The organism is uncultured Campylobacter sp. (genome assembly GCF_938045225.1).
Taxonomy (GTDB): domain Bacteria; phylum Campylobacterota; class Campylobacteria; order Campylobacterales; family Campylobacteraceae; genus Campylobacter_A.
In genome coordinates this window covers 1-12,246 of sequence record NZ_CALINL010000160.1, presented here as the reverse complement: position 1 = coordinate 12,246, position 12,246 = coordinate 1, and the positions used below count along the sequence as shown (strand labels likewise).

General features: G+C 46.6%; 18 protein-coding genes. 14 read left to right on the top strand and 4 right to left on the bottom strand.

Features of this window, described 5'->3' with window-relative positions; translation table 11 throughout:
• Nucleotides 1–66: 66 nt before the first annotated feature.
• From thrB to recO, 11 genes are all read left to right on the top strand, one after another.
• Nucleotides 67–951 carry a homoserine kinase gene (gene thrB, locus Q0200_RS06095; protein ID WP_297939049.1) on the top strand — a complete coding sequence of 295 codons (885 nt, stop codon included), beginning with the start codon at nucleotides 67–69 and terminating at the stop codon, nucleotides 949–951.
• A 25-nt stretch (nucleotides 952–976) separates the two neighbouring features.
• On the top strand, nucleotides 977–1,261 hold the full coding sequence (locus Q0200_RS06090; RefSeq protein ID WP_297939047.1) for a hypothetical protein: 285 nt from the start codon (nucleotides 977–979) through the stop codon (nucleotides 1,259–1,261).
• Nucleotides 1,227–3,920: a translation initiation factor IF-2 gene (infB, locus tag Q0200_RS06085; RefSeq protein WP_297939044.1), complete on the top strand. Its 2,694-nt coding sequence runs from the start codon at nucleotides 1,227–1,229 to the stop codon at nucleotides 3,918–3,920. The genes Q0200_RS06090 and infB overlap by 35 nt, the downstream gene beginning before the upstream one ends.
• Nucleotides 3,917–4,288, top strand: coding sequence for a 30S ribosome-binding factor RbfA (gene rbfA, locus Q0200_RS06080; protein ID WP_002943703.1), 372 nt, complete (start codon nucleotides 3,917–3,919; stop codon nucleotides 4,286–4,288). The genes infB and rbfA overlap by 4 nt, the downstream gene beginning before the upstream one ends.
• Nucleotides 4,275–4,703, top strand: coding sequence for a ribosome maturation factor RimP (rimP, locus tag Q0200_RS06075; protein ID WP_297939041.1), 429 nt, complete (start codon nucleotides 4,275–4,277; stop codon nucleotides 4,701–4,703). Before rbfA ends, rimP begins: the two co-directional genes overlap by 14 nt.
• 316 nt (nucleotides 4,704–5,019) lie before the next feature.
• A complete protein-coding gene (accD, locus tag Q0200_RS06070; protein ID WP_297939038.1) occupies nucleotides 5,020–5,913 on the top strand; it encodes an acetyl-CoA carboxylase, carboxyltransferase subunit beta in 894 nt (297 codons plus the stop codon).
• Between the two features lie 2 nt (nucleotides 5,914–5,915).
• The gene (locus tag Q0200_RS06065) at nucleotides 5,916–6,371 is read left to right on the top strand and encodes a 23S rRNA (pseudouridine(1915)-N(3))-methyltransferase RlmH (RefSeq protein WP_297939035.1); all 456 of its coding nucleotides are present in this window, start codon (nucleotides 5,916–5,918) and stop codon (nucleotides 6,369–6,371) included.
• Nucleotides 6,372–6,380: 9 nt separating this feature from the next.
• Nucleotides 6,381–6,734: an RNA polymerase-binding protein DksA gene (gene dksA / locus Q0200_RS06060; protein WP_297939032.1), complete on the top strand. Its 354-nt coding sequence runs from the start codon at nucleotides 6,381–6,383 to the stop codon at nucleotides 6,732–6,734.
• 9 nt (nucleotides 6,735–6,743) lie between these two features.
• Nucleotides 6,744–7,781 carry a LapA family protein gene (locus Q0200_RS06055; RefSeq protein ID WP_297939030.1) on the top strand — a complete coding sequence of 346 codons (1,038 nt, stop codon included), beginning with the start codon at nucleotides 6,744–6,746 and terminating at the stop codon, nucleotides 7,779–7,781.
• Nucleotides 7,778–8,695, top strand: a complete 918-nt coding sequence (locus tag Q0200_RS06050; RefSeq protein ID WP_297939027.1) for a tRNA-dihydrouridine synthase — start codon at nucleotides 7,778–7,780, stop codon at nucleotides 8,693–8,695. The genes Q0200_RS06055 and Q0200_RS06050 overlap by 4 nt, the downstream gene beginning before the upstream one ends.
• Nucleotides 8,696–8,697: 2 nt before the next feature.
• Entirely contained in the window at nucleotides 8,698–9,312 is a 615-nt protein-coding gene (recO, locus tag Q0200_RS06045) for a recombination protein RecO (protein ID WP_297939025.1), read from the top strand.
• Here the strand turns inward: recO and Q0200_RS06040 are convergent, their stop codons facing one another.
• Nucleotides 9,313–9,441, bottom strand: coding sequence for a hypothetical protein (locus tag Q0200_RS06040; RefSeq protein WP_297939023.1), 129 nt, complete (start codon nucleotides 9,439–9,441; stop codon nucleotides 9,313–9,315). It lies immediately after the preceding gene.
• A 61-nt stretch (nucleotides 9,442–9,502) separates the two neighbouring features.
• On the opposite strand from Q0200_RS06040, the gene Q0200_RS06035 reads away from it, so the two are divergent.
• Both Q0200_RS06035 and Q0200_RS06030 read left to right on the top strand, forming a co-directional pair.
• Entirely contained in the window at nucleotides 9,503–10,150 is a 648-nt protein-coding gene (locus tag Q0200_RS06035; RefSeq protein ID WP_297939021.1) for an ankyrin repeat domain-containing protein, read from the top strand.
• A complete protein-coding gene (locus tag Q0200_RS06030; RefSeq protein WP_297939019.1) occupies nucleotides 10,140–10,751 on the top strand; it encodes a hypothetical protein in 612 nt (203 codons plus the stop codon). The genes Q0200_RS06035 and Q0200_RS06030 overlap by 11 nt, the downstream gene beginning before the upstream one ends.
• Before the next feature lie 315 nt (nucleotides 10,752–11,066).
• On the opposite strand, the gene Q0200_RS06025 is transcribed toward Q0200_RS06030, so the two are convergent.
• Complete coding sequence (locus Q0200_RS06025; protein WP_297939017.1) at nucleotides 11,067–11,240, bottom strand: hypothetical protein; 174 nt, start codon at nucleotides 11,238–11,240, stop codon at nucleotides 11,067–11,069.
• 92 nt (nucleotides 11,241–11,332) lie between these two features.
• The gene (locus Q0200_RS06020) at nucleotides 11,333–11,563 is read right to left on the bottom strand and encodes a hypothetical protein (protein WP_297939015.1); all 231 of its coding nucleotides are present in this window, start codon (nucleotides 11,561–11,563) and stop codon (nucleotides 11,333–11,335) included.
• A gap of 138 nt (nucleotides 11,564–11,701) precedes the next feature.
• Here Q0200_RS06020 and Q0200_RS06015 point away from each other — a divergent pair, with 138 nt between their 5' ends.
• Entirely contained in the window at nucleotides 11,702–11,959 is a 258-nt protein-coding gene (locus tag Q0200_RS06015; protein ID WP_122867201.1) for a SemiSWEET family transporter, read from the top strand.
• A gap of 36 nt (nucleotides 11,960–11,995) precedes the next feature.
• On the opposite strand, the gene Q0200_RS06010 is transcribed toward Q0200_RS06015, so the two are convergent.
• The coding region (locus Q0200_RS06010; protein WP_297939009.1) for a hypothetical protein at nucleotides 11,996–12,246 on the bottom strand (251 nt) is incomplete at its 5' end.

The window sequence follows — 12,246 nt, the reverse complement described above, 5'->3', positions numbered from 1 at the left end:
AGCCGTTTTAAATCTAAATTTAGATACCCTACCAAATTACGTTATTCAAGCCGTTTAGGAGATTTTTTGCAAATTTTAGTTCCTGCCACGAGCGCAAACATTGGCCCCGGCTTTGACGCCTTGGGTCTTGCCTTAGAGCTACGCAACACAGTCGAGATAACGAGGGCAAACTTCGCCTCCGTGAGCATTTTGGGCGAAGGCAAAGATAACGCGCTTCTTAAAAAAAACAACATTTTTTTATCTATTTTCAACGAAATTTACGTCAAACTAACTGGCAAAAAAGATACTTTTCGCATGATTTTTACCAATCAAATTCCGTTCTCTCGCGGACTTGGTAGCTCCTCTGCGGTCATCACTTCAGCCATCGCGGCAGCTTATGCGGCGGCAGGATTTAAGGCTGATAAAAGCGCGATTTTAAACCAGGCGCTAGTTTACGAAAACCACCCCGACAACATCGCTCCGGCTACGCTTGGCGGTTTTGTTAGCTCGGTCGTTGAAAACGGTAAAGTAAAATCTCTAAAAAAACCTTTAAGCACCGATATAAAAGCCGTCGTCGTGATCCCGGATAAGCCGATGAGCACGAACGAATCTCGCGCCAAGCTACCTAAAAATTTCACTATGGGCGAGTGCGTTAGCAACCTCTCTCACGCCGCATTTCTCACGGCTTGCTTTTTTAACGAAAATTACGAACTTTTAAGAACGGCAGCAAAAGACGTCATGCATGAGCAAATCCGCATGCAAAGCCTACCCGAGCTCTTTGAAGTGCGCAAGATAGCTTACGAAAACGGTGCGCTTTTAAGCACGCTTTCTGGCAGCGGATCGAGCTTTTTAAATATAGTTTACGCGGGCGATGCGGCAAATTTAAAACAAAAACTGCAAGATAAATTTAAGAGCTTTCGGGTTGAAATTTTTAATTTCGACAACGACGGGATAAAAATCCTACAAAGCTAAAAAAAAGCTAAAAGAAGTTATAATAATGGCTCAAAAATTTATCCCTATCAGGACGTGCGTGGTCTGCAAAAAGCGCTTTGAACAGCAAATTTTGCGTAGATACAGACTGATAAATTCTTCGCTATTTTTCGGAAACGGAAACGGACGCAGCTTTTATCTTTGCGAAGAATGTCTAAAAAAAGACGAGAAAATTTTAAAAAAATCGCTCGGAAGAGTCGCAGGCAGCTTTATCGCAACGCTACAAAACGGGCAAAATTTAAAGGAGATACTCTTAAATGGGGACTGTTCGAATTTCAGAGATAGCAAATGAGCTCGGCTACAATAGCAAAGAGGTTTTGGAAAAGGCTATTGAGCTTGGGCTAAAGGTCAAAACGCACTCAAGCGGCGTTAGTCCTGAAGAAGCGGCGGCGCTATACACCTACATCCAAACCGGCGAGATCCCCGAAGCTCTCAAGAAAAAACCGGAAAAGAAAAAACCGACCGTCAAAAAGGCGGAAACCAAAGAGGGCAAAGAGGAGAAAGAAAGCAAACCTAAAGAGGCTAAAAAAACAAGCGCCGCAAAAGAAGAAAAGCCTTTGCCGAAAGAAAAAGTAGAAACAAAAAACGACGAAAAATCCGAAAAAGAACAAAAAACAGTCACTCAAAAACCGGCAGAAAAAGCGTCGGAGCCAAAAACGCAAGTAGTGCCGAAAGAGGAACCAAAAGCCCAACCTACCGCCGAGCCGGTCCAGCCAAAAGAGAGTCTAGCCGACGTTAGTCTGCAAAAAAGACGCGGCCTAGTTATCGTAAAAAAGAAAAAAGACGAGCAGCCAGCGCCTAGGGCAAGCGAGAGAAGAGAGTCTGCGCCGGCGTTAAATTTGGAAAGTATGTTTAAATTTAGCGACGAAAAGATCGAACGCAAAAAGAAAAAAGAGAAAAAACCAGTCATCGCAACCAAAAAAGACGGCGCTACAAAGATGGATCTACTCGGCGACCGCGACATGGCCGACATCGTGATAGACGATGAGGATGTGGTTATATTGCCTGATTTTTCCGTACGAACACAAACTCCGGAGTCTCAAAAAACAAGACAACCTGCAAATATCGGCTATAAACCAGTACTAAATACATCGGTAAGTTCATTTCTAGAGCAAGGTACTGCGCGCAGGCCTCGTAAAAAACATAAAAAATCGCAACGCGCCGACCACAACGGAGAGGCGGTAACCTACGTCGAGATACCAAAAGAGATCCGTCTTTACGAATTTGCCGACAAGATCAATAAGCAACCTAGCGAAATCATCGGCAAGCTCTTTATGCTAGGCATGATGACGACCAAAAACGACTTCCTAGACGAGGATGCGATAGAGATTTTGGCTGATGAGTTTGGCATCGAGGTAAATATCGTCGATACGCAAGAAGCGTTTGACTACGTTAAAGCCTACGACGAAGAAGAGGAGCAACTAGACGATACAAATTTGACCGTCCGAGCTCCTGTTATAACCATCATGGGTCACGTCGATCACGGTAAAACCTCGCTACTAGACTACATCAGAAGCTCGCGCGTGGCAGCGGGCGAAGCGGGTGGCATCACGCAACACGTGGGCGCCTACATGGTAAATAAAAACGGCAAAAATATTACCTTTATCGACACTCCGGGCCACGAAGCTTTCACGGCTATGCGCGCAAGAGGTGCCAAGATCACCGATATCGTTATCATCGTGGTTGCAGCCGACGACGGCGTAAAACCGCAGACCAAAGAAGCCGTAAGCCACGCAAAAGCCGCCGGCGTACCGATCATCATCGCGATAAACAAGATGGATAAAGAGGCTGCAAACCCCGACAAAGTAAAAAGCGAACTAGCAGAGCTGGATATCCTATCTACCGACTGGGGCGGCACGTACGAGTTTGTACCTATCTCTGCAAAGATGGGCACGGGCATAGACGATCTGCTTGAGATCGTACTTTTGCAGGCTGAAATTTTAGAGCTAAAAGCAAACGCAAAAGCAAACGCAAAAGCGGCAATAATAGAAAGTTCGCAGCAAAAAGGCCGCGGTCCGGTAGCTACCGTTATCGTTGAAAACGGCACCCTAAGAGTCGGCGATATCGTGGTTGCAGGCGTTGCGTACGGTAAGATAAGAAGCATAACCGACGATCAGGGCAAAATTTTAAAAGAGATAAAACCGGGCGAATGCGGCGTGATAATGGGCCTTAGCGAAATTCCTGAAGCCGGCGAAACGCTAATAAGCGTCAAAACCGACAAAGAAGCCCGCGAATACGCACAGAAAAAGGCTGAATACCTACGTCAAAAAGAGCTTAGCAAGACGACGAAAGTAAGCCTAGAAGAGCTTAGCGAAAAGATAGCCGAGGGCGAGCTAAAATCGCTCCCTGTCATCGTAAAAGCCGATGTGGGCGGCTCGCTAGAAGCTATCAAGGCGAGCTTAGAAAAACTTCGCAACGACGAGATAAAAGTAAATATCATCCACTCAGGCGTGGGTGGCATCACCCAAAGCGACGTGGAGCTAGCTAGAGCGAGCGAAAACTCGGTGATTTTAGGCTTCAACATTAGGCCTACCGGCGAAGTGAAAGAAAAAGCCAAAGAAAGCGGCGTCGAGATCAAAACCTACAACGTCATCTATAACCTACTTGACGACGTAAAGGCGATCCTGAGCGGTCTAATGTCGCCTGTAATCCACGAGGAGCAGCTCGGTCAAGCACAAGTACGCCAAGTCATCAACGTCCCTAAAGTAGGCACGATCGCAGGCTGCATGGTGACGGAAGGCACAATAAACCGCGGAGCGAAAATCCGCCTAATCAGAAACGGCGTAGTCGTTCACGAGGGTACGGTAAGCTCGTTAAAACGCTTCAAAGACGACGTGAGAGAGGTAGCGCGCGGCTTTGAGTGCGGCGTGGGCATAGACGGTTACAACGACATCAGAGAGGGCGACTACATCGAGAGCTTTAAAGAAGTAGAGGAGCAAGCCAGCCTATGAACCCCTCGGAGATAAAACGCCTGCGCACGCAAAGCGTGTTAAAAGAGCTACTACCTGAAGCTCTATCTACGCTTGAGGACGAGCTTTTACGCGGACTTTGCGTAACCGACGTCGAGTGTAAAAAGGGCAGATACGACGCATTTGTTTATCTTGATAAAATGATGTTTGACGAGCGCGAGCAGGCCTATATACTAGACCGCCTAAAGCGCGTATCAAAACACCTGCAAAACCATTGCATGGCGGCCGAGGGCTGGTATAGAGCGCCGAATTTTCACTTCAAATTTGACGACAGGCTCGAGTACCAAAACCATATGGACGATTTGTTTGAAAAAATCTCAGAGGATCTAAATAAAAATGCAAAATCTTGAAAATCTGATCTCGCAGTGCGGCGTGCAGCTCTACGACGTCGAGGTCGCAAACGAAAACGGCAGAGCGATCTATAGGATCTATATCGCAAAGCTAGGCGGCGTAAATTTAGACGACTGCGAAAAGGTTTCGCGCCTACTCTCGCCGATATTTGACGTCGAGCCGCCGCTTAGCGGAGACTATGTGCTAGAGGTTAGCTCGCCCGGACTTGAGCGAAAGCTGGAAAAACCGAGCCATTTTATCTCAAGCGTCGGCGAACTAGCCAAAATCTCGGCCGAAGTAGACGGCGAAAACAAAAAACTAAAAGGCAAAATTTTATCCGCCGACGACGATGAGATCTCGTTTGAGAGCGAAGGTCAAATTTTAAAAATAAAAATCGCAAACATAAAAAAGGCGAAAACCTATATCGAGTGGTAAACCGCAAATTTAAAGGCTCGAATTTAAGCTAATATCCCGTCAAATTTTGGGTTAAATTTTACAAATTTGAGCACCTTAAATTTATATCGCAAAACTTAAACGCGCCGCAGTCAAATTTCTTAAATTTAACCTCAAATTTACAAACCGCCTCCGCATAAATTTAAATTTCCCCCAAAAGCACAAAAAATGGCGCCGTAAATTTTAGCGATTCTACCCGCCTACTCCCCCAAAGCGCGCAGCGTAAATTTAATACCCGACTAGCAAAACATAAGCTAACTTTGGCTATAATCCCTAAATTTTTTAAAAAGTAGGAATCATGAGCTTTTTAGATATTTTTTCCAAAACGAGAAAGCAACAATCCGCTCCTAGCGAGGCTCCGGCGCACTGGGTCAAATGCGACAGCTGTCACTCGCTGATGTATTACAAAGAGGTCGAGGCAAATTTTAACGTCTGTCCAAAGTGCGGTTTTCACATGAGATTAGCCGCCGATAAGAGGATAGCGATGATCTGCGACGAGGGCAGTTTCGTCGAGCTTGACACCAAGCTAAAGCCCGTCGATCCGATCAAATTCGTCGATAAAAAATCCTATAAAAAACGCATAAGCGAAAACGAGGAAAAGACCGGCAGAAGCTCGGCCGTGATCTGCGGCGAGGCCAAGATAGACGGCATGAGCGTGCAGCTAGCAGTTTTTGATTTTAGCTTTATGGGTGGGTCTTTAGGCTCAGTCGAGGGCGAAAAGATCGTACGCGCCGTAAAAAGATCGCTCGATAAAAAGCAGCCTCTCATCATCGTTTCGGCTTCGGGCGGAGCGAGGATGCAGGAGAGCACGTTTTCGCTAATGCAGATGTCAAAGACCTCCGCTGCACTAAAGCTGCTTGACGAGGCTAAGGTGCCCTATATATCGGTCTTAACCGATCCTACGATGGGCGGAGTGAGCGCGTCTTTCGCGTGGCTAGGCGACATCATCATCGCAGAGCCGGGCGCTCTCATCGGCTTTGCCGGACAGCGCGTTATCAAGCAAACCATCGGAGCCGATTTGCCCGAAGGCTTTCAAAGATCCGAGTTTTTGCTAGAGCACGGCCTAATAGACGCCATAGTCGAGCGCAAAGAGCATAAGCAGTTTTTAAGCGATATGATAAGACTGCTCTCAAACAACCCGGCCTACGCCGCCAAGCAGCCGAGCGCTCAAAATTTGGACGACGAGGAATAAATTTGGAAATTTCCGTGTTTTGCATCCAAAAGTCAAAACGTGAAAATTTTGAAAACGAGATCAAAGAATACGTGAAGATGTCGTCTAAATTCGCCAAAATTTCAGACGTCGTTATATTTAACGACAAGATCGCCAAAGCCCAAAGCAAGGGGCGAGACGAGGCGCTAAAAGCTTACGACGAGGCTTATGAGCCAAATTTAAACGGCTTTTGCGTGGCGCTTGACGAAGCGGGCCGCGAATTTAACAGCGAAGAGTTTGCCAAACTCATCTCGGACAAGGCTCAAATTTCGTTTTTTATCGGCGGAGCTTACGGGCTTAGTCAAAATTTTAAACAAAAAACCGACGCAGTCGTCAGCCTAAGCCGCATGACGATGGCGCACAAGATCGCCAAACTTATGCTTCACGAGCAGATTTTTAGAGCTCTTTGCATAAACGCTAACCACCCATATCACAAATAAAGGAACAAAATGCGCAAAAGCGACCTAGAGCAATTTAAGGCACTTTTACTAGAACGAAAAGCACAAATAGCTAAAAATATTTTAGACTCGTCAAACGAGATGTTTGGACTGCGTCAAAGCGGCGTGAGCGATGAATTTGACATTGCTTCCGTAAATGCCGATCAGCTAATCGAGCAATCAATCAGCGCTCAGCAAAGACAAGAACTAGCCGAGATAGAAATATCGCTACGAAAAATAGCCGATAAAACATACGGCATATGCGAGATGTGCGAGGAGGATATCGGACTAGCACGCTTGCGCGTCAAACCGCACGCAAAATACTGCATCACCTGCCGTGAGATAGTGGAAAAAACCGCAAAATAGGGGTACGCCATGCAAATCAAACGTTTTATAGCTTGCGCCGTGCTTTACCTGGTCGTAGTCGGCGCGATCGTTTATCTTTTCGAGGGCGGCTCTTACGAGCTTCATCTTAAATTTGCCCTTTTTGGCAGCGACGTAGAGTATGCGTTAAGTTTACCCATCGCCGTTTGGATGATACTGCCGCCTGCCATTTTGACGATATTTTGCGTGCTTCACATGGCCTATCACGGGTTTAAATTTTACGCCTTTAAACGTAAAATTTCGCATGACGAGAAATTTTACAGAGAGCTCGGCAAAGAAATTTTACTCGGCCTTGATACGAACAAAGACTTTAAAACGAGCTTTTATAAAATCCCGTCCCAGATAGCTAGAATCCTCTCGCCGTGGGATAGATACAAGGACGCAAATATCGAGGGCGAGGAGCTACAAAACGCCTTAGATACAATGCGCGCGGTCAAAAATGGCGAAGTCGCCGACCTAAAGAAATTTAAGCTACCTAAGGACAATCCGCTCTTTATCAAAAACGAGCTAAACAAAATAGCAAATTTGGACGGATACTATCTAGAAACGCTTAAAAAACCTATGGGCGATCAGGGCGAAATAGTCCGCGAAGCAAGGAAAAAGCTAATAAATTTAGGCTCGCTCGCCGATATCAAAAAATTTGCCCCCGATCTGGATGAAAAAGAGATCATGACTCTTATCGCCCGCTTTGCCAAAGACGAGATAAATTTGAGCAACGACGAGATTTTGGAGCTGTTAAATTCGGATAAAATTTCAAAAGATAGCTTTGGTATCAGCGCCGCGACGCTAAAAAGCAAAATCGCTCCGGACGCCGTCATCGGCATCTTCGAGCGCCTCAAAAACGAACGCCAAGAGGCGCAGGAAGCATACGTCTATCTGCTGTTTGAGTTTGAGATGCTCGAGCGCGCGCAGGAGGTTTTGTCAGGTCTTGAAGCAGGCGAATATCAAAATTTCCGCACCTTGCTCTACCTCAGACAAAACGGCAAAAACGTCCCGACCGATCTATTTTTCAAGCACGCCCATTGTTGATAGATTTTTCAAAAAAGCCGCTTTTTCTAGCTCCGCTCGCGGGCTTTTCGGATCTGCCGCTTAGAAGCGTGGTTAAGCAGTTTGGCTGCGACGTGACGGTGAGCGAGATGATTAGCGCAAACGCCCTAGTTTACGAAGGAACCAAAACGCTTGAGATGCTCAAAAAATCGCCGCTTGAAACGCCATATATCGTGCAAATCGCGGGCAGCGACGCGGATATCGTCAAAAAAGCGGTAGAAATTTTAAACGGTATCGAAGGTATCGACGGTATCGATCTAAACTGCGGTTGCCCAGTACCCAAAGTCGTCAAACAGTCCGCGGGCTCGGCACTGCTAAAAGATATCTCAAATCTAAAACGCATCGTAGAAACCATCAAAAAAACCTCAAATAAGCAAATGACTAGCGTCAAACTGCGCCTGGGCTTTGACGAGAAAATACCTGATATTTTAGCCCTCGCCGCGCAGGACGCCGGAGCGGACTACATCGCATTTCACGGACGCACGAGAGCGGGCGGCTACACGGCGGCGGTAGATTACGCCGCGATCGGCCGAGCTAAAGAAGCAGTAACCATCCCCGTCATCGCAAACGGCGACATCTCGCCCGAAAATGCTGCCGACGCGCTAAATTTAACCAACGCCGACGCGCTCATGATAGGACGCGCTTGCATCGGCAAGCCGTGGGTTTTTCACGAGATAAAGACGGGCGGCAGCATCGACGTGGCGACGAAAAAGGCGATCATCTTGGCGCATTTTGACGCGATGATCGAGCACTACGGCGAGCACGGAGCGGCGATATTTCGCAAGCACCTACACCGCTACTCCAAAGGCATAGACGGCGCCAGCGCCTTTCGCGACGAGATAAACCACATCGCCGAGCCTGAGATCCTGCGCCAGAAAATCCAAACCTTTTTCTAACCATGCAAGGCTACATCCTGCACACGCAAAAAGTGCGCGATGAAGACCTGCTCGTCTACATCCTCACGCCCTCGCTGCTAGTCAAATCTTACCGCTTCTACGGTGCGCGCCACTCAAACGTCCTGCAAGGCTACAAGATCGACTTCGAGCTTGAAGGCGGCGAAAACTTCCTCCCGCACCTTCGCAGCGTCCTGCACCTAGGCTACCGCTGGCTACTCTCGCGCGAGCGGCTACTCGTATGGCAGCAGTTTATGCGCCTACTCTACGCGCACCTGCGAGACGTCGAGCAGATAGACGAGGTGTATTTTCGCGAGCTTGAGCTTTGCGCCTCGCGCTTTGACAGGGGCGCTCCCAAACGCCTACTCATCGAGAGCTACGTGCGCATTTTAGAGGCTGAGGGCAGGCTGCACGACGAGCTTTTTTGCTTTATCTGCGACGAGCCCGTGGATGATAGCGTTGCGCTAGCTAGGAGCTTCTTGCCCGCTCACGAGCACTGCGCCGCGCAAAAGGGCTTTAGTGTAGAAAAGATAAAAATGCTCTTTAGCGAGCGCTCTACGCTGCTACTTGATGATGACGAGATAGACGCGCTCTACTCGGTTTTACTTCAGGGGCTTTGATCAAATTTGGCGTTTCAAATTTGACTCGCCCAAATTTGCTTTCAAATTTAACCCGCTCAAATTTGACACGGACGGATCTCGCCGCGCCCTGCTACCGACATCCAAATTTATCGGCTCAAATTTCATCAAATTTACCGCCTCTTTACCGGACTTTGGCTAAGATTTTGCAAATTTGACTTAAGGGATAAATTTGAAGAAATTCGCACTCGGCTTCACCGCTCTTTTCCTTGTGGTTTTCGTAAATTTCCTTTACGAAAAGCTATCTCGCCCTACTCATTTTACCGTCACTCCCGATACTAAAATAGACCCAAACTCCGAACTAGCCAAATACGTAACGCAAGAGGAAGTGGACGATTTTGCTTTTAGATACTGGGATATAGACGAATACGAGGAAAACAACGCCACTCTTAGCGCTTTAAGAAATTTACTGAGGCTAAAAGATACGGATAAGATTTTAAATTTTATGACAAGAAACGGGCTTAGCGCCGACGTAAAGATGAAGGCAGGCACTACTCCGCTGATGTACGCTAGCTTTTACGACGACGAAACCACGGCAAAAAGACTCATGGAGATGGGCGCGGACGCTCATGCGCGAGATAGCTACAAACTCTCGCCCCTGGCCTACGCCATAGAAAACAACTCTACAAAGACCGTTAAGCTGCTGCTTGATAGCGGGGTTAAATTTAACAATAAAGAAAAAATTCAAAGATATTTAAAAGCGCCCCAAAACGATAGGATAAAAAGCTTGACTATCGACGGAGATAATATATTTGTAGAGTACGAAGTAAAATACGGTCAGAAAAACGAAGGCTCAAAAAGGCTGGATATTGCCTTTTGATTATATTACCTTTGGCAACTTTACCGAGATGCTACAAATACTATTTAGTATGGGGTATTTTGACGAGAACGGCAACTATTTTAAAGATATGGAATATATGCCAAACTACGAACCTATGCTAAATTTACTCCTAGACAACAACGTTTCGGGGCAACCTACTAGCGAGGAGCTGAAAGAGGCGTATAAAAAGTGTCACGATAAAGTTGGAGTTTTTACTGCAGCAAAGGAAGGCTATATCTATAAAATGAATAAAGGCAGAGACGAAGAAGGCGAGGCTAGGTTGCGCAAAAACGACAAATATAGGCATTTATGTACCGAGTGCTTATATCATGAAGGTCTTTTACAATACAAACCAAAGCCGATAGACCCGAAACGAATAAAAAGATTTGACAATCAAATAAATTTTCATTCACATTTTTGCCCCGACGAAAATGCTACGTTTAAAGATATTAGGGCTTTCATAAAATGGGCAAACGAAATGGAAAAGCAAGACGGGATCAAGAGCGCCATAGGTAGAGCCAAAAAGGGCATGGCTCAGGTGATTTACATAGATAGCAACCAAAGCAAATCAGACTCAAACTCAAATTTACAAAGCAAATAGATAAAAGGAGATAAAATGTCAGGGGAAAAATTTAATAGAGCGGAGCTTGCCTAAATTGGCGGAGGTTGCCGCTGGGCGCGGGAGATTTGACTGCGCAGTTTAAGTAGCAAGCGGCGCCAACCGGAGGCGGCTTGCCGTCAAATTTAGCTTAACGGTCTAAGTTTAGCCTTGCTACGAGGCGCGGATAAATCCGCAAACGCCGCAACCGATCTAAAATTTAAGATCTGCGCTCGGCCAAGGCTAAATCGTTTGGACTCGTCCGCGCGCAAATTTGAACTCTGCGCTTTAAAAACTGCGCTCGGCGCAAATTTTGGTTTATTTATCCGCGCTTTTGCTAGCTTTTTTGGTTTCTAAAAACTCCTCGTAGCGGCGATCGATGATAGCCTTGATCTCGGCGTAATTTTGCGGCGAGTTTTCTATGTAAAAATAGGCGTTGTCGAAGTTTTTATCGCCGAATTTATGCGCGACGAAATCGTCGTAATCTTGCAAATACCAGCCGTGCGTTTTGGCAAATTTCGTGCGGTCCGTGGTTTAGTAGACCTTCGCAAAGGCCTTGCCCGCGGTGTTTAGCTCCTCGCTGCCTAGCACGCCGTCCATCGCGCCAAAAAATACTGACGATAATCAAAGCTATCGTCCATCCGCGCTATATCGTCTGCAAAGTCCGCCGCGAAGTCCTTGGAATAGAGCTTACGCTCCATGCACCAGCGGAAGAAAAACGCGATATGCGTCGCGCCGTTTTCCTGCGGGATGTCAGTCGGCGCAGTTTCCGCGCCCCAGTGCCATTTTGCCTTGTCGTAGGTTACGTAAGCCATTTCATTCCTCTTAGAGTTTAGCTACATTTTACTAAATCTGACCTAGCTCGGCGATTAAAACGCGGCGGCAGGCAAGATAAATTTCGCGTCGTCGTACTAAAAGTAGTATAATGCGGACTTTATTTCAAAGGAGAAAAAATGAGCGAGAAAAACTTGCAAATTTTAGGCTGGATAGGCACGTGCCTGTCGGTCATCATGTATATTTCTTATATCCCGCAGATAATGGGCAACCTTGAGGGCAACAAAACACCTTTTATCCAGCCTCTAGCCGCAGCGATAAACTGCACGATCTGGACTAGCTACGGCCTGCTAAAAGCTAAAAAAGACTATCCGCTAGCGGCTGCAAATTTGCCTGGGATAATTTTTGGGCTTTTGGCGACAGTAACGGCATTTTAGAGGATAAAGACTGCTAAATTTGCCGATACGGAGAAGTTAAATTTGATGCTTTTGGCTCGGGTTTTGCAAACTCAAATTTGAATGCAAATTTTCTGCACTGTTTTGCCGTATTTTTAATATCTTGATTTTCTTGTTAAGGGGAGGGGGCTTGAATTGCGCTCTGCTAGCAGCTCTCAAAGAGAGTGCAAGCACAAGGCGAAGCGTAGCTGAAGCAAAAGAGCTTCCTTTTGTACCCACCTTTCTCTTTTGCTTGGGAGGCGGAAGGGGCTTTACTTCGCCTGCGGCTC